The organism is Kitasatospora arboriphila (assembly GCF_039528095.1).
Taxonomy (GTDB): domain Bacteria; phylum Actinomycetota; class Actinomycetes; order Streptomycetales; family Streptomycetaceae; genus Kitasatospora; species Kitasatospora arboriphila.
Map to the genome: position 1 here is coordinate 1 of NZ_BAAALD010000088.1, position 20,440 is coordinate 20,440.

General features: G+C 72.6%; 17 protein-coding genes and 2 pseudogenes. 12 read left to right on the top strand and 7 right to left on the bottom strand.

Annotation, left to right across the window (positions count from 1 at the left end; genetic code table 11):
• Together ABD353_RS31375 and mycP are read left to right on the top strand one after the other, a co-directional pair.
• Positions 1-208: pseudogene (locus ABD353_RS31375) on the top strand (hypothetical protein); the annotation flags it as partial.
• A gap of 111 nt (positions 209-319) precedes the next feature.
• A complete protein-coding gene (gene mycP, locus ABD353_RS31380) occupies positions 320-1,780 on the top strand; it encodes a type VII secretion-associated serine protease mycosin (protein WP_344627076.1) in 1,461 nt (486 codons plus the stop codon).
• Positions 1,781-1,887: 107 nt separating this feature from the next.
• Here the strand turns inward: mycP and ABD353_RS31385 are convergent, their stop codons facing one another.
• Together ABD353_RS31385 and ABD353_RS31390 are read right to left on the bottom strand one after the other, a co-directional pair.
• On the bottom strand, positions 1,888-2,958 hold the full coding sequence (locus ABD353_RS31385; protein WP_344627077.1) for a Gfo/Idh/MocA family oxidoreductase: 1,071 nt from the start codon (positions 2,956-2,958) through the stop codon (positions 1,888-1,890).
• 37 nt (positions 2,959-2,995) lie between these two features.
• The gene (locus ABD353_RS31390) at positions 2,996-4,030 is read right to left on the bottom strand and encodes a lytic polysaccharide monooxygenase (RefSeq protein ID WP_344627078.1); all 1,035 of its coding nucleotides are present in this window, start codon (positions 4,028-4,030) and stop codon (positions 2,996-2,998) included.
• A gap of 400 nt (positions 4,031-4,430) precedes the next feature.
• On the opposite strand from ABD353_RS31390, the gene ABD353_RS31395 reads away from it, so the two are divergent.
• Together ABD353_RS31395 and ABD353_RS31400 are read left to right on the top strand one after the other, a co-directional pair.
• Positions 4,431-5,210 carry an HAD-IIA family hydrolase gene (locus ABD353_RS31395; protein ID WP_030275764.1) on the top strand — a complete coding sequence of 260 codons (780 nt, stop codon included), beginning with the start codon at positions 4,431-4,433 and terminating at the stop codon, positions 5,208-5,210.
• Between the two features lie 329 nt (positions 5,211-5,539).
• Positions 5,540-6,580: an FG-GAP repeat domain-containing protein gene (locus tag ABD353_RS31400; RefSeq protein ID WP_344627079.1), complete on the top strand. Its 1,041-nt coding sequence runs from the start codon at positions 5,540-5,542 to the stop codon at positions 6,578-6,580.
• Between the two features lie 154 nt (positions 6,581-6,734).
• Here the strand turns inward: ABD353_RS31400 and ABD353_RS31405 are convergent.
• Positions 6,735-7,357: pseudogene (locus tag ABD353_RS31405) on the bottom strand (tyrosine-type recombinase/integrase); the annotation flags it as partial.
• A gap of 13 nt (positions 7,358-7,370) precedes the next feature.
• Positions 7,371-7,997: a class I SAM-dependent methyltransferase gene (locus ABD353_RS31410; RefSeq protein WP_344627080.1), complete on the bottom strand. Its 627-nt coding sequence runs from the start codon at positions 7,995-7,997 to the stop codon at positions 7,371-7,373.
• 360 nt (positions 7,998-8,357) lie between these two features.
• Here ABD353_RS31410 and ABD353_RS31415 point away from each other — a divergent pair, with 360 nt between their 5' ends.
• Positions 8,358-9,494, top strand: a complete 1,137-nt coding sequence (locus ABD353_RS31415; protein WP_344627081.1) for a low temperature requirement protein A — start codon at positions 8,358-8,360, stop codon at positions 9,492-9,494.
• A gap of 209 nt (positions 9,495-9,703) precedes the next feature.
• Entirely contained in the window at positions 9,704-10,414 is a 711-nt protein-coding gene (locus tag ABD353_RS31420; RefSeq protein WP_344627082.1) for a uracil-DNA glycosylase, read from the top strand.
• 69 nt (positions 10,415-10,483) lie between these two features.
• Here ABD353_RS31420 and ABD353_RS31425 read toward each other — a convergent pair whose 3' ends face one another.
• Positions 10,484-11,230, bottom strand: coding sequence for a 3-oxoacid CoA-transferase subunit B (locus ABD353_RS31425; RefSeq protein ID WP_344627083.1), 747 nt, complete (start codon positions 11,228-11,230; stop codon positions 10,484-10,486).
• 1 nt (position 11,231) lies between these two features.
• Complete coding sequence (locus ABD353_RS31430; protein ID WP_344627084.1) at positions 11,232-11,993, bottom strand: CoA transferase subunit A; 762 nt, start codon at positions 11,991-11,993, stop codon at positions 11,232-11,234.
• A gap of 527 nt (positions 11,994-12,520) precedes the next feature.
• On the opposite strand from ABD353_RS31430, the gene ABD353_RS31435 reads away from it, so the two are divergent.
• From ABD353_RS31435 to ABD353_RS31460, 6 genes are all read left to right on the top strand, one after another.
• Positions 12,521-13,861: a substrate-binding domain-containing protein gene (locus ABD353_RS31435; protein WP_344627085.1), complete on the top strand. Its 1,341-nt coding sequence runs from the start codon at positions 12,521-12,523 to the stop codon at positions 13,859-13,861.
• A gap of 164 nt (positions 13,862-14,025) precedes the next feature.
• A complete protein-coding gene (locus tag ABD353_RS31440; RefSeq protein WP_344627086.1) occupies positions 14,026-14,784 on the top strand; it encodes an ABC transporter ATP-binding protein in 759 nt (252 codons plus the stop codon).
• A 68-nt stretch (positions 14,785-14,852) separates the two neighbouring features.
• Positions 14,853-15,635 (top strand): ABC transporter ATP-binding protein, encoded by a 783-nt coding sequence (locus ABD353_RS31445; protein ID WP_344627087.1) that lies wholly within the window; start codon positions 14,853-14,855, stop codon positions 15,633-15,635.
• On the top strand, positions 15,632-16,498 hold the full coding sequence (locus ABD353_RS31450) for a branched-chain amino acid ABC transporter permease (protein ID WP_344627088.1): 867 nt from the start codon (positions 15,632-15,634) through the stop codon (positions 16,496-16,498). Before ABD353_RS31445 ends, ABD353_RS31450 begins: the two co-directional genes overlap by 4 nt.
• A gap of 107 nt (positions 16,499-16,605) precedes the next feature.
• On the top strand, positions 16,606-17,712 hold the full coding sequence (locus tag ABD353_RS31455) for a branched-chain amino acid ABC transporter permease (protein ID WP_344627098.1): 1,107 nt from the start codon (positions 16,606-16,608) through the stop codon (positions 17,710-17,712).
• Positions 17,709-18,614, top strand: coding sequence for an alpha/beta hydrolase (locus ABD353_RS31460; protein ID WP_344627089.1), 906 nt, complete (start codon positions 17,709-17,711; stop codon positions 18,612-18,614). The genes ABD353_RS31455 and ABD353_RS31460 overlap by 4 nt, the downstream gene beginning before the upstream one ends.
• A 199-nt stretch (positions 18,615-18,813) precedes the next feature.
• Here the strand turns inward: ABD353_RS31460 and ABD353_RS31465 are convergent, their stop codons facing one another.
• A complete protein-coding gene (locus tag ABD353_RS31465) occupies positions 18,814-20,079 on the bottom strand; it encodes a polysaccharide deacetylase family protein (RefSeq protein WP_344627090.1) in 1,266 nt (421 codons plus the stop codon).
• Positions 20,080-20,440 lie beyond the last annotated feature (361 nt).

The following is a 20,440-nucleotide window of genomic DNA, read 5'->3' on the forward strand; positions in this document are numbered from 1 at the left end:
GTTCACCCAGGGCGGCACCGGTCTGCGCGGCCGGGCCGAGCGGGGCGCGGACGGCCGCTCCGGCCAGGGCGGCTTCGGCGGCGGCCACGGTGCAGGCGGCGCGGGCCGCAAGGACCGCAACCGCGGCAACCGTCCGGACTACCTCGTCGAGGACGAGGACACCTGGACCTCCGGTTCGGGACCGGTCAACCCGGGCGTGATTGAGTAGGGATCAGGCTGACTGCCCGGGCGCGGGGCCACGAAACGCCCCGCGGCCGGGCAGGTCCGTGCGTCGGGAGGCGTGCCGGGCCGACGGCGACGGCTGACGAGGGAGAGCAGGATGCGGCGAACGGGCACGGCGGTGCGGGGGCGGCGGTTCGCCGCAGCGATGGCGGGGGCGGCACTGTCCGTCGGGGTGGCGGCCGGTCCGGCCTCCGGCGTGGACTCGATCCGCGCCCAGCAGTGGTACCTGGACGCCATGCACGCCCCGGACATGTGGAAGACCAGCACCGGCCAGGGCATCACCGTCGCGGTGATCGACGGCGGCGTGAACGCCGCGCACCCGGACCTGGCGGGGCAGGTGCTGCCCGGCAAGGACTTCACCGGAACCGGGAACACCTCGGACTCCACCGGCCACGGCACCGGCATGGCGAGCATCATCGCCGGCACCGGCAAGGGACTGGGCGGCAAGGGCGAGTACGGCCTGGCTCCCGGCGCCAAGATCCTGCCGATCAAGGTCAACGACACCTACGGCGGCAAGGTCGAGGCGGAGAACTCCGACCTCGCACAGCTGGGCCAGGCGATCGTCTACGCCTCGGACCAGGGCGCGAAGGTCATCAACATGTCGGTGGGCATCCCGGCGTCGAACCTGAAGCCGGTCGACCTCCAGAAGTTCAAGACCTCGGTGGACCACGCCCTCGCCCGCGGCAGCCTGGTCTTCGCCGCGGTCGGCAACAGCGGAAACACCACCAACCGGGTGGAGTACCCGGGTGCGGCCCCCGGCGTGGTCGGCGTCGCCGCCACCGACAAGGACGGCAAGGCCGTCGCGGTGTCCGAGCACGGCCCGCAGGTCTCCCTGGCCGCACCGGGCGCCGACATCTACAGCGCCTGCACCGGCCCGTCCGGCTACTGCAAGGGCACCGGAACCTCCGACGCCACGGCCGTGGCCTCCGCCTCGGCGGCCCTGCTCTGGGCGGCCCACCCCGACTGGACCAACAACCAGGTCCTGCGCGTGCTGATCAACACGGCCAGCAACCCGAAGGAGCGCAGCGACTTCATCGGCTACGGCACCGTGCGGCCGCGGATCGCGCTCAGCGACCCGGGCGACCCGGGCGCGGCCGGCGAGTTCCCGCTGAAGGCCGCGGCGGCCGCCGACCCGACCCCGGGTGCGGGCACCGGCGGTGCCACCGCGCCGGGGACGGCACCGGCCCCCGCCGGGTCCTCGCAGGCCGCGGCCGCCGCCTCGGACGACGGGTCCGGCACGGACCCGCTCGACCTGGTGCTGATGATCATCGGCGGGCTCTTCGGCTTCGCGGTGCTGCTGGTGATCGTCTTCTTGGTGATCGGCCGGCGGAAGAAGGCCGCCGCCGCGGGCACGGCCCCGGTGCCGGCGCCCGCGCCGTACGGGGTCCAGCCGCCCCACCAGGCGCCGGGCTTCCCCGCCCAGCAGCCGCCCGCCGGCCCCTACGGGCAGCAGCCGCCAGCCGCCCCGTACGGCCAGCAGCCCCCCGCGCCCGGCGGCTACCCGCCGCCGCAGGGGCAGACCCCGCCGCCTCCGGGCGGCAACCCGTACGCCCGCTGACGGGCGAGGACAGTACGGCCCCGGGGCCGGCCGCGATCCGCGGCCGGCCCCGCGGCGTTCCCCGGGCTCGGGCCGGCCCGCGGGGCGGTCGTCGGCCGAGGTGACCGTCAGCCGAGGCGGACGACGCTGCCCGTGGCCGCGGAGGTGCGGGCCGCCTCCAGGACGGTGAGCGCGGCGACCCCGTCCCGCGGGTCCACCGGCGGCGGGGTGCCGTCGGCCAGCGAGGCGGCGATGCCGGCGTAGTAGGCGGGGTAGTCGCCGGGATCGGTGGGGATGCGCTCGGCGCCCTCGTCGGTGCCGAGGGTGCCGTACGCGGCGGGGTCGTCGGCGCCCCACGGGTAGCCGTCGCCGGGCGTGCGGCCCGCCCTGAGGTCGCTCTCCTGCGGGTCCATGCCGAACTTGACGTACCCGGCGCGGTCGCCGAGGACGCGCAGCCGGGGGCCGCCGACCGGGGCGACGGCACTCGTCCACAGGTGGGAGCGGACACCGGAGGCGTGGGTGAGGCCCAGGAAGGCGTCGTCGTCGACCACCGCGCCGTCGCGCCGGGTGTCGATCTCCGCGTACACCGACTCGGCCGGGCCGAAGAGCGTGAGTGCCTGGTCGACGAGGTGACTGCCCAGGTCGTAGAGGGTGCCGCCGACCTCGGCCGGGTCGGCGAGCTCCCGCCACCCCGGCTTGGGCTTCGGCCGGAACCGCTCGAAGCGCGACTCGAAGCGGTGCACCCGGCCGAGCGCACCCTCACCGATCAGCCGGCGTACCGTCAGGAAGTCGCCGTCCCAGCGGCGGTTCTGGAAGACCGAGAGCAGCACCCCGGCCCGCTCCGCCGCGTCGCAGAGCCGGGCCGCCTCGACGGCCGAGCCCGCGAGCGGCTTGTCGATCACCACCGGCAGGCCGGCGGCGACCGCCGCCTCGGCGAGCGGCACGTGGGTGCGGTTGGGGGAGGCCACGACCACCAGGTCGAGGTCCTCCGCCCGGTCGAACAGGTCGGCCGGGGTGTCGAGCGGCTGCGCCCCGGGATGGGCGCGGTGCAGCCGGTCGCGGCGGTCCGGGTTGGCGGTGACCACCGCGACCAGCTGCAGTCCGGGGGTGGTGGCGATCAGCGGGGCGTGGAAGGCGGAACCGGCCAGGCCGTAGCCGATCAGGCCGACGCGGAACGGAGTGCGGGGCGCGCTGGTCATGCGACCCACTCAACCACGGCCGCGCCGGCCGGCCGGGTCAGCGCGCGTGCGTGCCGCGGGCCCGGTTGCGGCGGCGCAGCACGGCCATCGCCGCGCCGGAGAGCACGAACGCCGTGCCGACCGCGGCGATCAGCCCGGTGGAACGGTCGGTGCCGGTCTGGGCGAGCTGCTGCCCTGCCGGGACGGCGTCCGTGCCGACGGGTGTCCCGGAGGCCGCCGGGGTACCGGGGGCGGAGGCCGAGGGGGTGCCCTGCCCGGTGCCGGCGGGGGAACCGGTCGCCGCGGCGGGTACGGCGACGGGTGCGACGGCGCCCGTGCCGGTGCCGGAGCCGGTGGCCGGGGTGGCGGCGGCGGAGTCGTGGACGTGCGGGGTGCCGCTGCCCGCGGGCGGGACGGGGGCCGTGCCGGCGGTCTTGCCGCTGCCGTCGAAGACCACGTCGGAGCAGGAGTAGAACGCCTCCGGGCTGTCCGAACGCTGCCAGATCGCGTACACCAGCTGGCGCCCCTTCAGCCCCGCCGGGATCCGACCGGGCAGCACGTACTGGCCGTCGACCAGCTGCGGGTCGGTGACCGTCAGGAACGGGGTGGACTGCAGGTTCGACCAGGCGAGCGGCTTGGCCGGGTCGTACGTGCCGTTGGTGACGTACAGCCGGAAGGTGCCGCGGTGCGGCGCGGTGGCGCGGTACCGGAAGGTGAACGGCGAGCCGGCCGTCAGGTTGGTGGCCGGCCAGTCCGCGCGGGGCAGGTCCAGGCCGGCGAACTCCGCGTTGTTGGCGCTGCACAGCTTGCCGTCCGGGATCAGCTGCTGGTGGCGGCCGTTGGCGTCACCGATCCGCACACCGTTCCAGTCGTACATCGCCTGGGTGCCGCCGAGGGCGATCGCGGCCGCGCAGGCCGCGGACTTCGGATGCTCCGGGCCCTCCAGGTAGCAGCCCTCGACCCGGCTCAGCGGGTTCTGCATCGAGCCGTGCGCGGCGGCCGTGCCGGTGCCGAGCGTGCCGGACAGGGCCAGGCCGGCGAGGGTGCCGGCGAGGACGGTGACCCGGCGGCGGGCGGAGGGACGAGCGGACATGGCGGCGCTCCAGGATCGAGGGTCGGGGACGCTGTGCCAGCACGCTAACCACTGCCGATGGCCGGATTGACGGGCGATCAGTGCTGTTATGGGGTCTTTAAGGCGTTCTTGAGGCGGCGGGCCCGGGGTCCTGTGGCCGGCCGGCGGGTGCCGTACCGGCGTCCGGTGGGCAGGGCCGGTGCGGGCCGGGGCGGGTTGGGGCGGGCCAGCAACGGGCTGGAGCGGGCCGCAGCCGAGTCCGCTGGTCGGGACGTCCTCCCCGCCGGGCAGGTGTGCGGATTAGGCTGGTCGTGTTGGGGCAGCCAGTAGGACCCCCACACGTCGCGGAGGGCCCGCAGCGGGCACCGGGCGGAGGGGTGCAGTTCCGTACGACCACCGCACGACCTCGGGAGACACGCACGTGGCAGACCGCAAGCCCATCGAGTCCTGGCTGACCGACATGGACGGCGTCCTCATCCATGAGGGCACGCCGATTCCCGGCGCGGAGGAGTTCCTCCGCCGCCTGCGGGAGTCCGGCAAGCCGTTCCTGGTGCTCACCAACAACTCGATCTACACCCCGCGCGACCTCAGCGCCCGCCTCGCCGGCATGGGCCTGGAGGTGCCGGAGGAATGCATCTGGACCTCCGCCCTCGCCACCGCCAAGTTCCTCAAGAGCCAGCGGCCCGGCGGCACCGCGTACGTCATCGGCGAGGCCGGCCTCACCACCGCGCTCTACCAGGCCGGCTACGTGCTGACCGACAAGGACCCGGACTACGTGGTGCTCGGCGAGACCCGCACCTACAGCTTCGAGGCGCTCACCAAGGCGATCCGCCTGATCAACGGCGGCGCCCGCTTCATCTGCACCAACCCCGACGAGACCGGCCCGTCCACCGAGGGCGTGCTCCCGGCCACCGGCTCCGTCGCCGCCCTCATCACCAAGGCCACCGGCGTCGAGCCCTACTTCGTCGGCAAGCCCAACCCGCTGATGATGCGTGAGGCGCTCAACACCGCCGGGGCGCACTCGGAGACCGCCGCGATGATCGGCGACCGGATGGACACCGACGTGGTCTCCGGCATGGAGGCCGGCATGGAGACGATCCTCGTCCTGACCGGCCTCACCTCGCCGGCCGACGTCGAACGCTTCCCGTACCGGCCGACACGCGTCGTGAAGTCGATCGCCGACCTGATCGACGAGATCTGACCGTCAGAGACAGTCGCAGCGCCCCTACCAGCGGTTTTCCGCCGGTAGGGGTGCTGCGTTTGCTTGCTGGGCCGTCTACGGGCGTCAGCGGCCCGAGTCGTGGGCGCGTCAACGACACTCTGGACTCTGGTGCGGTGATGCGGCGTCACCACAGCCTGGTCCGGCCCTATCGCTCCGGGACCGGTGCACCGTGCACGAAGGCGCCATGCCATGATCCTCGCGCCGATCCGTCGCGACCGGCCACTCTGCTCCTCACGGAAGACCCGAGGCACCCCATGTCACAACGCCGTCTCCCCCTGCACGCTCGCGCTGCAGCGGTCGTCACCACCGTGACCGCCGCAGCCCTGGGCGGTCTCGTCCTGCCCGCCCACGCCGACACCGTGACGGCTGTGGAGAACGACCTCAACGGCGACGGCTACACCGACCTGGTCGTGGTTGGCAACCAAGCCTCGCTCGACGCCGGTCTCTGGCTGACCGACGGTGCAGTGGGCGGAAACCTCACCGGCACCGCGACCGACATCGGAGTCAACGGCCTGGGCGCGAGTGGCAGCAGCCCCGCCGACTACAACGGCCGCCAGGCGATCGTCGGGCACTTCCGCACCGGTGCCGGCCCCAACGACGTCCTGATCTACAACCCGGCCACCGGATCCGGCACGGTGATCTACGGCACCGGAGACGGATCTCCTCTGAACCCGCTGAGCGGCATCGGCGTCCCCTCGGTCGCATTCACGTCGCCCGTCACCGGCGCACTGCCCACGTTCATAGCCAATGCCGGCCAGCTGTACACCACCGCCGCCCAGGGCGAGCCGAACCCCCTCCCGTCGCTACTGAGCGTCCTCGACGGTGCGCTGTGGCTGCAGCCCACCGCCGCGGCGCCCGGTGCATTCTTCCCGCCCGAGCTGGTCCTCACCGAGACCAATCCCACGGGCAGCGGCAACTGGAGCGACTGGAGCATCACGACCGCACTCGTCGATAACATGCCGGCGCTCTTCGCCCGCTCCGAGACGGGTGGCCAGCTGTACTACTACAGCCCCGCGGCCCTGCTCGACATGACCCTCGGCACCCCCACCACACCGGTCCTTGTCGCCGCCGAAGGCTGGGACGCTGCTGCGAAGCCGCTGGTCCAGGCCGCCGACGTCGACCAGGACGGCACTGTGGACCTCCGCGCCGTCGACGCCTCCGGCAACGCCACCACCTATCGCTTCGACGGGACGGCCCTCACCGCCCTGGGCACCCACAACCTGCTCACCGGCGCCGACAGCGCCCCCGGCGGCACCCCGACGGCCACTCCCACGCCGACGGTGACTCCCGCCCCGACTCCGACCGGCCCCAAGCGTCACCCGCACCCGACGAAGTCGCGCCAGCACTGACGGCCTAGCGGTCCCATGGCTAGTAACGGCTGAGGCAGTAGAGCATAGGGACCATCGGCTCTGTTCTGACCGTCAGAAATTCTCACAGCGCCTCTACCAGTGGGTTTTCCACTGATAGGGGCGCTGTGCTTGCTATCTGGCTGTCTCCGGTACGTCAGCGGCCCGAGTCGTGGCCGAACACCGCGTCCACGGCCTTCCGGGTGCGCTCACGGCTGCTCGGCATCAGGTGGGTGTAGATCCTCAGCGCGAACCCGGGGGCCGCGTGCCCAGGTACTCGCTCACCGCCTTGATGCTCTCGCCGGCGTCCAAAAGCACAGAGGCGTAGAAGTGCCTCAGGGCGTGCATGCCGTGCTCCCTGGCTGCGGTCGGTCGCTGGCCGGAGAGGCGGGGTGCGACGACGCCGGCGGCTTCAAGGGCCTCCTTCCAGATCTCGTCATTGAAGTAGTTCCGCCGGACGGCAACGCCCGTCGGCAGGGTGAACAGCAGGCGGTGCGTGACCAGTGGGCCGTCGGCCGTCAGCCACGGCAGAGCCACGTTCACGGGGGCGAACCTCTCCATGTGGGCCCGCAGCGAGGACGCGACCGACTCGGGAAGCGGAACGTCTCGGAGCTTGCAGCCCTTCGGCGGGGCGAAGAGGAGCCTTCCCTGAAGGTACTTCACCTGCCGCACGACGTGGAGCGTGTCGGAGCCGAGGTTCACGGCGTCCACGGCGAGACCGAAGATCTCGCCCTGCCGCAGGCCACATTCTGCACCGGCGTCCACCATGGCCCGGTAGCGGCCCCGGGTTTCTTCACGCGGGCGACATCGCGATCCCGAGCGAGTCGGCGCCCATCGGCCTCGGGGCGCCCTTCTCGTAGAACACGTCCAGGTCCGTGACGACGAAGCCCGCCTCGGTCAGCAGGTCGACGATCGGGCGGGTGAGGTGGCACCCGGCGAACAGCCGCTGCTCCAGCGGGTCGAGCCGCTTCTGCCAGCGCCGCACGCTCTCGTCCTCGACCGGGGCCAGGCCGTGCTCCAGGAAGTGCAGCGTCCCGCCCGGCTTGAGGACGCGCCGCACCTCGTGGAGCGCGGCACCGGCGTCAGGGATGGTGCACAGCGTCCAGGTCGACAGCGCGGCGTCGTAGCTGTGGTCCGCGAACGGCAGTGCCTGGCCGTCCAGCCCCCCGCGCTCCACGTGGACGGAGGTCGCCGCCAGCCGCTTCGCCGCCAGCTTCCAGCCCACGTCGGAGGGCTCGACCGCGTCCACCCTCGTGACGGCCGCCGGATAGAACGGCACGTTCAGGCCCGAGCCGAACCCGAGCTCCAGGACCTCGCCCTCCAAGCCCTCGCAGACCCGGCGCCGCAGTTCCTCGGCCTCCTTCATCCCGCAGACGACGTTGACGATCCGCGGCACGATCTGCTCGGCGTAGAACCCCATCACGGCCTCCAACCCTCACCACCAGTCTGCACCTAGGGGGCGGGGCCGTCTCTGGGCCGTCCGGGGCCGGCCAGGGCTGACAGTCAGTACGGTGCGATGACTACTCTGCTGCTGGTCATCGAATCGTGAGGCGGTGTCGCCAGAGCGTGTCCTTCCCAGGCGACAGACCGACGAGATCCAGACCGGGTCCGGACCGGATCCGGACGTGGCGCCGCCGCGGGGCCGGCCTTCTCGGGCCGGTGCCGTGGCGGCGGCGCCGTTCGAGCCCGAGGGGGAGCAGTGGAACGGGCAACGGAAGTGGGAAGACCCCGGACGGAACCGGGGGAGGGGGCCGCGCACGCGGCGGGGACGCCGGGCGGGGTGGACGAGAAGCGGGTGACCTGGGCGGAGCTCTACTTCGACCTGGTCTTCGTCTTCGCGGTGACCCAGGTGTCCCAGTTGCTGCACCACCACCACGACTGGGCTGGGACGGGCCGGGCGCTGGTGGCCTTCGCGCCGGTCTACTGGTGCTGGGTCGGGACCACCGTGCAGGCCAACGTCCGTGACGTCGACACCCCGCGCGACCGGATCGGGATCTTCGGCGTGGGCCTCTGCGGCCTGTTCATGGCCCTCGCCCTGCCCGGCGCGTACGGCGCCCGGGGCCTGCTCTTCGGTGCGGGCTACTGGGCCGCCCGGCTGGTGCTGCTGTGGCTGGTCCGCGGCATCCGCCGGGTCTGGCTCGGCCCGTACGGTGTCGGGGTCGCCGTCAGCGGCCCGCTGATGCTCCTCGGCGGCATGGCGGACGGCCCCGCCCGGACCGCCCTGTGGGCCGCGGGTGCGGCCTGCGACCTCGCCGCGCCGCTGGTCTTCCGCCGCCGCCTGGCCGCCGTGACCTACCACCCCGGCCACCTGCCGGAGCGGTTCGGGCTGTTCCTGCTCGTGGCGCTCGGCGAGTCCATCGTGGGCATCGGCGGACCGGTCGCCGGCTCCGACCTGCACACCGGCCAACTGCTGTCGGTGGCCGTCGCGTTCGTCATCTCCTGCGCCCTGTGGTGGCTCTACTTCGGCTTCGCGTCCGACGCCATGCGGTTCGCCGTGGAGACGGCCGCCTCCCGCCGCGACATGATCCGCCGGGTGTTCTCGTACGGTCACCTGCTGCTGATCGCCGGTGTCATCGCGGTGGCGGTGGGCTTCGGCGAGACCGTCGCCGAACCGGGCCACGCCCTGGGCCTCGGCACCGTCGCGCTGCTGTACGGCGGCTGCGTGCTCTACCTGCTCTCCTTCAGCTACACGCGGTGGATGATGTTCGGCAAGGTCTCGCCGACCCGGCTGGGGGCCGCCGGCCTGGTCCTCGTCCTGCTGCCGCTGATGCCGCACCTGCCGGCCCTCACGGCGCTGACCGTGCTGGCCGTCGTGCTCGTCGGGCTCAACGCGGTCGAGCACGTGCGGGTCCGCCGGGACCGTGCCCGGGCCGGCGCGGAGACCGCGGCGGAGAGCGAGGCGGCCCTCCAGGTCTGAGAGCGCTGAGAGTGCTGCGAGTGCTGCGAGCGCTTAGCACCCCCGGGCGGGACCGGTGCGGATTCGCGGGGGATCCGCCGGGGGATCCGGCGGGGAGGCGGGTGGGCGGGGCGGGCTGTCGGTAGGGGTGTGTAGCGTTCAGGGTCGTAGGAAGTCGTACGTCGGAGGCGACCGCTGCGCAGTGCGGCGCGGTCGGTGGGAGGTTTGTCGTGACGGATCTGGCTGAGGCGGCCGTGGACGCCGGTTTCGAGCTGCCCGAGTCCTGGCAGGACGTGCTCGCGGACGAGGTCGGCAAGCCGTACTTCGCCCAGCTGGCCGCCTTCGTGGCCGGCGAGCGCGCCGAGCACCAGGTCTTCCCGCCGAGCGGGCAGGAGTTCTCCGCACTGGAGGCGACCCCGTACGACAAGGTCCGCGTGCTGGTCCTCGGTCAGGACCCGTACCACGACGACGGCCAGGCCCACGGCATGAGCTTCTCCGTCCTGCCGGGCACCAAGACCCCGCCGTCGCTGCGGAACATCTTCAAGGAGCTGGACGCCGACCTGGGCATCCCCGCCCCCGACAACGGCTACCTGATGCACTGGGCCGAGCAGGGCGTCCTGCTGCTCAACGCGGTGCTGACGGTGCGGGCGCACGAGGCCAACTCGCACAAGGCCAAGGGCTGGGAGAAGTTCACCGACGCGGTGATCAGGGCCGTCAGCGAGCGCGAGGAGCCCTGCGTCTTCGTGCTGTGGGGCAACTACGCGAAGAAGAAGCTGCCGCTGATCGACACCGACCGTCACGTCGTCGTGCAGGGCGCCCACCCGTCGCCGCTCTCCGCGAAGCTGTTCTTCGGCAGCAAGCCGTTCTCGCAGATCGACGCCGCCCTGGAGGGCTTCGGCGCCGAGCCGATCGACTGGAAGATCCCGAACCTGAACGACTGATCGGGTACGGGAGGGCCGGCCGCGCGCTGTGAGGGCAGCGAGCGGCCGGCCTTCCCCGTCTTCGGGGGCTCAGGCCGAGAGTCCGGCCGAAAGCGCGGGGGAGAGGCTCAGCGGGGGCTCGGTGGCGGCGCGGACCTCCTCGACCGTGCGGCCGGGGGCCACCTCCACCAGCAGGAGGCCGTCCGGGGTGACGTCGAGGACGGCGAGGTCGGTGACGATCCGGTGCACCACGCCGCGGCCGGTGGCCGGGAGCGACAGCTCGTCGACGATCTTCGGTGAACCGTCCTTGGCGGTGTGCTCCATCACCACGATCAGCCGGCGCGCGCCGTGCACGAGGTCCATGGCGCCGCCCATGCCCTTGACCATCTTGCCGGGGATCATCCAGTTGGCGAGGTCGCCCGAGGCGGACACCTGCATCGCGCCGAGCACGGAAACGTCGATCCGGCCCGCCCGGATCATGCCGAACGAGAACGCCGAGTCGAAGTACGAGGCGCCGGCCTCGACCGTCACCGTCTCCTTGCCCGCGTTGATCAGATCCGGGTGCTCGGTGCCCTCCTGCGGGTACGGCCCCACCCCGAGGATCCCGTTCTCCGAGTGCAGCACGACGTGCACACCGGGCGGAAGGTGATTGGGGATCAGGGTCGGCAGGCCGATTCCGAGGTTCACGTACTGGCCGTCGCGCAGTTCCCGGGCGGCCCGGGCGGCCAGCGCGTCCCGGGGGTCGAGGGCGGTGGGTGCGGTGGACGTCTCGGCGGGTGCGGTGGACGTGTCGGTGGCCGACGCCGTGGGGGCCGTGGACGTGTCGGTGGCGGGCATCTCAGACCTCCTGGGGGATCGGACGGACGGTGCGGCGCTCGATGCGGCGGTCCGCGGGGTCGGCGGCGACGACCCGGTCGACGTAGACACCGGGCAGGTGCACCGCGTCCGGCGGGAGCTCGCCCGGCTCGACGACCAGGTCGGCCTCGACCACCGTGATCCGCCCGGCGGTGGCGCACAGCGGATTGAAGTTGCGGGCGGCCGCGTGGAAGACGCAGTTGCCGTGCCGGTCGGCCACCTCGGCCCTGACCAGCGCGAAGTCCGCCGTGATGGCCTCCTCCAGCAGGTAGCGCCGCCCCCCGAACTCGCGGACCTCCTTCGCCGGTGAGGCGACCGCCACCGAGCCGTCGGCGGCGTACCGCCAGGGCAGACCCCCCTCCTCGACCTGCGTCCCCGCACCCGCCGGGGTGTAGAAGGCGGGGATGCCGGCACCCCCGGCGCGCAGCCGCTCGGCCAGTGTGCCCTGCGGGGTCAGCTCGACCTCCAGTTCCCCGCTCAGGTACTGCCGGGCGAACTCCTTGTTCTCGCCGACGTACGAGGACGTCATCCGGGCGATCCGGCCCGCACGCAGCAGCAGGCCGAGGCCCCAGTCGTCGACGCCGCAGTTGTTGGAGACGACGCGCAGCCCGGACGTGCCCGCCGCCGCGAGCGCGCCCAGCAGGGTGCTCGGGATGCCGCAGAGGCCGAATCCGCCGACGGCGAGGGTCGCTCCGTCGGGGATGTCCTCGACGGCACGGTCGGGGGAGTCAAGGACCTTGTCCAAGGGGTCACCTCACTGAGGGCGGGGGTGGGTGGGAGTTGTCGGGGGCTCTCCGATCCGAGGACCGGCGGAGCAGCGGGTGGTGGGCCCGGCCCCGGCCCGGCCCCGGCCCGGGCGGTGGGCCGCGCCGGGGGCCGGCGTAGCGCTGGGCGGCGGGCTGGGTCGAAGGCCGGTGGTGGGCCGCGGTGGGACGGGCGGGAGCGTTCGGGTGCCCGGGACCGGGGACCGTGGCGGGGTGCCGGGCCGGGCGCAGCGCTGACGGTGATCAGGCGTGGTCGGCGGGTCGGTCGGGGCCGGTCGGGCTCCTCCACCCTCGCCGCGGGGCCCGGCCGGATCCATGGCGGCGCCCGACATTCGGTGCGCCCCGGCCATGGGGCCGTGCCACACGGATCGCCCTGCGGAGCTCCGACATGGCTGAGGGACACACAGCCGGGGCGGTCGGTGCGTCGTCCGACCATATGTCCCCGGACCGGCCGCACTCCTACGGTTCCGGCATCCACCCCCGCAGCGATCCCCAGGAGCCGGCCGCCATGCGCTACACAGCACTTCCCCGCGTCAGATCCATCGGTGCGGCCCGGGCCGCGTCCACGGCCGCCCCGGCCCCGGGAGCCGCCGGAGGCACCGCGGCCTCCGGCGGCGGTGCTGCGGGCGGGCCGCGGCACATCGGGCGGCGGATCGCCGTCCTGGCGGCCTGCGGCGTGCTGGCGGTCGGCTGCGCCAAGGCCGGTACGGCGGGGACGGACTCCACCGACGGGAACGGCGGGGCTTCGAGCCCGGTCAAGGTCGGCCTGCTCTACTCCAAGACCGGCCCGCTGGCCGCGTACGGCAAGCAGTACCTGGAGGGTTTCAAGGCAGGACTCGACTACGCGACCAAGGGCACCGGCAAGGTGGACGGGCACCCGATCGAGTTCGTCGAGCAGGACGACGCCGGCGACCCCGCGAAGGCGGTGTCCGGGGCCAAGGAGCTGATCGGCAAGGGCTACAAGATCCTCGCCGGCTCCACCGCCTCCGGCGTGGCCCTGCAGGTGGCGCCCTTCGCCGCGCAGAACAAGGTGCTCTTCATCAGCGGACCGGCCGCCGCCGACAAGGTCACCGCGCTCAACAAGTACACCTTCCGCTCGGGCCGCCAGTCCTACCAGGACACCCTGACCGCGGCCTCGTTCGTGGGCGACGCCAAGGGCAAGAAGGTGACGGTGCTGGCCCAGGACAGTGCCTTCGGACAGGCCAACGTGGCCGCCGTCAAGGCCGTCCTCGGCAAGGAGGGCGCCACGGTCGACGCCGTCCTCGCCCCGCCCAGCGCGACCGACCTGACGCCGTTCGCCACCCAGGCCAAGGCCGCCAAGCCCGACCTGCTGTTCGTGGCCTGGGCCGGCGAGACCGCCTCCGCCCTGTGGACCTCGCTCAACCAGCAGGACGTCTTCTCCTCCACCCGGGTGGTCACCGGCCTGGACCTCGCCGCCTCGTACCCGCTGTTCGGCCCGGCGGGCGAGAAGATCTCCTTCCTCAACCACTACTTCGCCGGTGCGGCCGGGACGGACATCGAGAAGGCGATGACCGAGGCCGTCGCCAAGGGTGGCAGCAAGCCGGACATCTTCACCCCCGACGGCTTCACCGCCGCCCAGATGGTGGTGCACGCGGTCGAGGCCAACAAGGGCTCCGCCGACGACACCGCCGCCCTGGTGAAGGCCCTGGAGGGGTGGAGCTTCGACGGCGTGAAGGGCCACCTCACCGTCCGCGCCGAGGACCACGCCCTGCTGCAGCCGATGTTCCAGGTCCGGCTGACCGGCAGCGGTGCCGCTGCCAAGCCCACCGTGGAGAAGGTCCTGCCCGCCGAGCAGGTGGCGCCGCCCGTCCTCGCCATGGTCGGCTGATCGTGGAGCAGCCATCCGCATCGGGGCCCGGCGCGGGGCCGTCCGGTGCCGCTGCCGGCCTCCCCGGGGAGACAGTCCTCTCCGGGCAGGCGGGCCTGCGTGGGCAGCCGGGTGTTTCCGGGCAGGCGGGTGTCCCGCGGCCGGTGGGCGGGAGCACGGCCGCCGTGCGGACCGCCGAGCCCGTCCTGCGGCTGACGGGGCTCGGTTGGTCGGTCCGGGGTGTGCCGATCGTGGAGGACGTCTCCTTCACCGTGGGAGAGGGCGAGTTCGTCGCCTTCATCGGACCCAACGGCGCGGGGAAGACCTCCCTGTTCAACCTGATCTCCGGGATCTACCCGGCGAGTCACGGCACGCTGGAACTGGACGGGGCGGACATCACGGACCTGCCCGTGCACGCACGGGCCCGGCGCGGGATCGGGCGGACATTCCAGACCTCCTCGCTGTGGGGTGGGATGACGGTCGCCGAGCACGTACGGCTGGCTGCGCAGGGCGCGGCCGGGCCGGCCGCCTCCTACCGCTTCTGGCGCCGGGCCGACCGGTACTCCGCCCAGGTCGCCGAGACGTTGGAACGGACCGATCTCGGGCACCGGGCGGACACCGTGGCGAACGCCCTCTCGCACGGTGAGAAGCGCAAGCTCGAACTGGCCGTGCTGCTGGTCGCCGAACCGCGGCTGATCCTGCTCGACGAACCGATGGCCGGCGTCAGCGCGGAGGAGGTCCCGGCCCTCACCGAACTGATCCGCTCGGTGCACCGGGAGTCGGGCCGGACGGTGCTGATGGTGGAACACCACATGGACGTCCTGCTCGGTCTCGCCGACCGGCTCGCCGTGATGCACCACGGCACCCTTCTGGCACTGGACACGCCTGCCGCGGTGATGGCGGACCCCACCGTGCAGCAGGCATACCTGGGTGAGGCGCTGTGACGGACGACCCCTCTCTGACGCAGTATCGGGAGACGACGGTGGACGGGCGGGCGGCGGGTGCCGCGGAGATGCCGAGGTCGTTGCTCGCCGTGCGGGACCTGCGGGTGGTCATCGACGGCCTGCACATCCTGCACGGCGTGGACCTCGACGTGGCCCCCACGGGCGTGACCGCGCTGCTCGGCCGCAACGGCGCGGGCAAGACCACCACGGCCAAGGCGGTCATGGGTCTGGTGCCGAGGTCGGGAAGCCTCCTCTTCGACGGGGTCGAACTGGCAGGACTGCCGACCCATCTGGTCGTCCGCCAGGGCATCGGCTACGCCCCGGAGGACCGCGGCATCTTCGCCGGGCTCACCGTGGCCGAGAACCTCCGGCTGGCCGAGCGTGATGCCGAGCCCGCCTACGACCTGGTGCACGAGCTCTTCCCCGAGCTGCGGAAGCGGGCCCGACAGGCCGCCGGGACCCTCTCCGGTGGCCAGCAGCAGATGGTGGCGATCGGCCGCACCATGCTCAACCGCAACCGGCTGATCATTGCCGACGAGCCCACCAAGGGTCTGGCACCGAAGATCGTCTCCGAGGTGGCCGAGGTCCTGGCCCAGGCGGCGGAACGGGTGCCGATCCTGCTCGTCGAACAGAACCTCGCACTGGTGAGGCGGCTGGCCGGCCGCTGCACCGTCCTGGCCGACGGCCGGACCGTCCACCAGGGCGACACCGCCGAACTGCTGGCCGACGAGGAGGCCTCGCGCCGACTGCTCGGCGTCGGCAGCAGGCGCGCTTCTGCTGCCGCCACGCAGGCCGCGGCCGACGACTCCCCCCGTCCCGTCGAATCCGCTACGGAGGTGACCTCTCCATGAACACCGTCGTCCTCCTCGTCTGTACGGGTCTCGGTCTGGGCGCCCTCTACTTCCTGGTGGCCTCCGGGCTGTCGTTGATCTTCGGTCTGATGGACGTGCTCAACTTCGCCCACGGGGCCCTGCTGTCGGTGGGCGCCTACGCCGCGTGGTGGGCCTCCGCCGAGGCGGGGGTGGGCTTCTGGCCGGCGGTGCTCTTCGGCACCGCTACGGGGACCGCCGCCTCCGTCCTACTCGAACTGGCCGTGATCAGGCCCCTCTACAGTCGTCCTCGTGACCAGATCCTGGCCACCGTCGGCGTCGGCCTGGCGCTGCCCGCCCTGATCATGGGCATCTGGGGCGCCGACGCCCGTCCCTTCCAACCGCCGGCCGCGCTGGCCGGCACCGTCTCGCTGCTGGGTGCGGTCGTCCCCGTCAACCGCTTCGTCCTGATGGGCGCGGCCCTCGTGGTGCTGGTGCTGCTGCGCCTCTTCCTGAGCCGTACCCGGTACGGCCTCATCGTCCGGGCCGGTGTCGAGGACCGCGCCATGGTCACGGCCCTCGGTGTCGACGTGCGTCGTGCGTTCACCCTGGTCTTCGCCATCGGCGGAGCCGCCGCCGCACTCGGCGGCGCGCTCGCCGGTCTCTACTTCGGTTCCGTCAACCCCGGCCAGGGCACCGGTCTGCTGATCTTCGCCTTCGTCGTGGTCGTCATGGGCGGCATGGGCTCGGTCACCGGTGCCGCCGTCGCATCGGCCGCAGTGGGCCTCGTCCAGCAGTTCGCCAACTACTACACCGCCGCCGGGCTGGGCGATCTCTCCGTCGTCGTACTCCTCGCCGTACTTCTCCTCGTACGGCCCCGCGGACTCACCGGGAGGCTCGCGTGACCGCCAACTCCTCGACCACGGGCACCGAGAGCCCGACGGGCGTCACGGTCTCATTGCCCGGCGGTGCTTCTGACGGAGATTCTGGAACACCAGGACGTGGTCGCACCATCCCTCGAACAGGTGAATCATTCGGTGACGGCTCGACTCCGCTCCGTCGAGCACTACGCTGGTGGCCGATCGCCCTGCTGATCCTGTTCCTTGTCGCCCCATACAGTGCGCTTCCCGTCCCGGGGCTCCTCGACGGGCCGCTCGGCAGCCCCGGAAGCCTCCAACTGATCGCCCTGTGCCTCCTCTACGGGGCCCTCGCCACCGGCTACGACCTGCTCCTCGGCCGGACGGGCCTGCTCTCCTTCGGCCACGCCCTCTACTTCGCGGCGGGTCTCTACTGCACCGACCTCGCCATGCTCGAACTCCGCCTCCCCCTGCTGCCGGCCGCCGCCGCCGGCATCGCCTGCGCCACCCTGCTCGCCGTGCTGCTGGGCGCGGTCAGCCTCCGGGTCACCGGCATCGGCTTCTCCATGGTCACGCTCGCCTTCGCCCAGGCCGGGGCGATCCTCGTCCAGCGCAACCCCGGCGGCCTCACCGGAGGCGAGGAGGGGCGCGCCGCCCCCGCGGACCTGCTGCCGTCCTCGCTGGTCGGCATCGGCAACACCGCCAACCTCTACTGGATCGCGCTCGGGTACCTCGTCCTCACCCTCGCGATCGTCCACGTCACCGTCGGCTCGCCGATCGGCCGGGTCTGGGCCGGCATCCGGGAGAACGAACGACGCGTCGAGGTCCTCGGCCTGCGGCCGTACGGCTACAAGCTGATCGCCTTCGTCGTGGCCGGAGCCCTGGCCGGCGCCGGCGGCGTCGTGTACCTGCTGCTGACCGGCGGCGCGACCCCGCAGGCCGCGACCTCCGACGCCACCCTCGCGCTGCTGGTCATGGTGGTGCTCGGCGGATCCGGCACGCGCTGGGGTCCGCTGCTCGGCGGCGTCCTCTACACCTGGGCCGGCCACCGTCTCGGCGACCTCGCCAACTCCGCCGCCGTCGCCGACCTGCCCGCCGTGCTGCGCGTCCCGCTCTCCCAGCCGCTTTTCCTGCTGGGCGGCCTGTTCGTCGTGGTGGTCTACCTCCTGCCGGGCGGCCTGGCTAGACTGCCCGCCCGTCTCCGTGCCGCCCGTGCCGGCTCGGCCGTGCCTGTTCGAATCCGTGGAAATGAGGCAGCGTGAGCATCTCCGGAGGACCCGTGCACGACGAACTGTCCGTCCCCGTGCCCGGTGGGGACCTGGCCGTCCTGCGCTGGCCGGCCCGGGTGCCGGACGCACCCACGGTGGTCGCCGTCCACGGCATCACCGCCAACGCCCTGGCCTGGGGCGAGATCGCCGACCGGCTGGCCGGCCGGGCCGCCCTGATCGCTCCGGACCTCCGGGGACGGGCGGACAGCCGCTCGGTCGACGGCCCGTTCGGCCTCGCCCGCCACGCGGACGACGTCGCGGAGGTCGTCCGCACCCTCGGCCTCGGCCCGGCCCACCTGGTGGGGCACTCGATGGGGGCATGGGTCTGCGCCCTGACCGCGGTACGCCACCCCGAGCTGGTGAGCCGGGTCCTGCTGGTCGACGGAGCCGTGAGCTTCCCGCTCCCCGCAGGGGTCCACGAGGACGACGCACTGGCGGCGGTCCTCGGCCCCGCCCTCGCACGGCTGTCCATGACCTTCCCGGACCGGCAGGCGTACCGGGAGTTCTGGCAGGCCCACCCCGCCTTCGTCGACGGGTGGACCGCACGGATGGACGCCTACACCCAGCGCGACCTCGTCGGGACGGAGCCCGGACTCCGTTCCTCCTGCGTCCCCGAGGCGATCCGGCAGGACGGCCGCGAGGTGCTGCTGGACAAGGAGGCAGCTGCCGCCGTCCACCAACTGCCCTGCCCCGCCGAACTGCTCTGGGCCGAACGCGGGCTGCTGAACGAACCGCAGGGGCTCTACGACGCGGCGCGCCTCAGGTCGGCCGGTCTGGACGAAACCCGCGTCCCCGCCGCCACCGTCCCCGGCACCAACCACTACTCGATCATCGGCGGGGCGGACGGTGCAGCCGCCGTGATCGACCGGCTGCTGCGGGGCGCGGCCCTCGGCTGACCCGTGGAAGGCCGGTCGCCGGCCCGGATCCGTCGGAGACGGTTCGAGCCGGCGACGGCGCCCGGTCTGAGTCGGCCCGCCCGAGCAGGCCCGCCCGAGCAGGCCGGCCGGAGCGGGTCGAACGGAGAGGTGCGGGTGGCCCGGGAGACCGGGATGCGGGGTGGCCCAGGGAGGCGCCGGGAGGGCCAGGAAGGAGGGCTCAGCCCGCCGTCCCCAGGAAGCTTCCCCAGCCGCCCGTCGGCGCCTTGCCCACGCCGAGGGTGCGGAGCTTGCGCAGCGTCGACTGGTCCTGGACCTCCAGCCACTCGACCAGCTGCCGGAACGAGACCAGCCGGACGTCCGGCTTGCCGGCGATCTCCTTGATGGTGTCCTCGACGGCGTTCATGTAGATGCCGCCGTTCCACTGCTCGAAGTGGTTGCCGATGAACAGCGGCGCCCGGTTGGTGGTGTACGCCCGGTTGAAGCCCGCCACATAGGCGTCACGGGCCTGGGCCTGCCACTCCGCGTGCTTGGACGGGTCGCCCTTGGTCGAGCCGTGCGACTGGTTGGCGAGGATGTTGTAGTCCATGGAGAGCACCTGGAAGCTGTGCCCGGGGAACGGGATGCCCTGCAGCGGGAAGTCCCAGATCTTGCCGTCCTGGACCTTCTGCGGCCAGATCTGCAGGCCGCCGGGCGAGCTCGCGTCGTACTTCCAGCCCAGCTTCGCCGCGGTCGGCAGCAGCCCCTTCTGACCCTGCAGGCAGGGCGTGCGGCCGCCGATGAGCTCCTTCTTGTAGTCGAAGGGCAGCGGATCGACGTCGGTGAAGCCGGTGTTCGTCTTCCACTGCGTGACGAACGACACGGCCTGCTGGATCTCGTTCTCCCAGTCCTCGGGAGTCCACTTGTTCACGGCGTTGCCGTCGTCGGGCTGACGCGCGCAGAAGTGGCCGTTGAAGTGCGTGCCGATCTCGTGGCCGGCCAGCCAGGCCTGGCTGATCAGCTTGATGGTGTTCCGGACGGCGTTCTCGGAGAGGAACGGGATGTCCGAGGCGCCGACGGGGTGGCGCGGCGGGTGGTAGAGGCTCGACTTCTCCTTCGGCACCGTGTAGATGCCGGAGAGGAAGAAGGTCATCGACGCCTTGTGTTCCTCCGCGATCTTCAGGAACCGGCTGAACTGCCCGTCGTCCGTGGCGCCCGCGCCGTCCCAGGAGAACACCACGAACTGCGGCGGCTGCTCACCGGGCTTCAGCTTCTCGGGCTTGGGCTGGTTCGGCTGTGCGCCGCTGTCCGAGGTCGAGCCGTCGCCGAGCGGCGTGCCCTTGACGGGCTTCGCCGTCGAGGTGCTGCCGGCGCCGTCCCCGGAACCGCCGCCGGGGCCCGAACCCTTGGCCTTCGCCCCGCCGCCGCTGGAACAGGCGGTGACAGCGCCGAGAGCCGCAGTGGCCGCCCCGGCACTCAGCACTGCCCTCCGCGAGATGCTGCTCATGGTCTCCCCTACCCGCGTGGTGCCCGCACCCAGCAGACGTCCGGACACCAGGAGGCATCCGGACGGCGCCGACATAATCGGACAATTGATCTGTATTCCTGTACAAGGATGTCATGAGCGCTCAGGTCGGTACAGCGCGCCTGTCCACCCCCAGGCCACCACGCAGCTCATACCCATGGCGGCTGCACCACCGACCCGACTGTTGCGGTCCTGAGACAGATCGTCGGGAAGCGCGGCGGGCCGATCGCTGCCGATGCGGGGTCAGAGAGGCCGAAGAGCCGGGGGGAGGTCCGTGCGGTCACCGTGCCGATCCGACCGGGCCGCCCCTGTCCCTGTCCCCGGCCTGCGACCCGGACCGGGC

Coding starts and splice junctions, on each gene's coding strand:
- mycP (WP_344627076.1), top strand. CDS start 320: ATGCGGCGAACGGGCACGGCGGTGCGGGGGCGGCGGTTCGCCGCAGCG.
- ABD353_RS31385 (WP_344627077.1), bottom strand. CDS start 2,958: ATGACCAGCGCGCCCCGCACTCCGTTCCGCGTCGGCCTGATCGGCTAC.
- ABD353_RS31390 (WP_344627078.1), bottom strand. CDS start 4,030: ATGTCCGCTCGTCCCTCCGCCCGCCGCCGGGTCACCGTCCTCGCCGGC.
- ABD353_RS31410 (WP_344627080.1), bottom strand. CDS start 7,997: ATGGGGTTCTACGCCGAGCAGATCGTGCCGCGGATCGTCAACGTCGTC.
- ABD353_RS31425 (WP_344627083.1), bottom strand. CDS start 11,230: ATGCCCGCCACCGACACGTCCACGGCCCCCACGGCGTCGGCCACCGAC.
- ABD353_RS31435 (WP_344627085.1), top strand. CDS start 12,521: ATGCGCTACACAGCACTTCCCCGCGTCAGATCCATCGGTGCGGCCCGG.
- ABD353_RS31445 (WP_344627087.1), top strand. CDS start 14,853: ATGCCGAGGTCGTTGCTCGCCGTGCGGGACCTGCGGGTGGTCATCGAC.
- ABD353_RS31450 (WP_344627088.1), top strand. CDS start 15,632: ATGAACACCGTCGTCCTCCTCGTCTGTACGGGTCTCGGTCTGGGCGCC.
- ABD353_RS31465 (WP_344627090.1), bottom strand. CDS start 20,079: ATGAGCAGCATCTCGCGGAGGGCAGTGCTGAGTGCCGGGGCGGCCACT.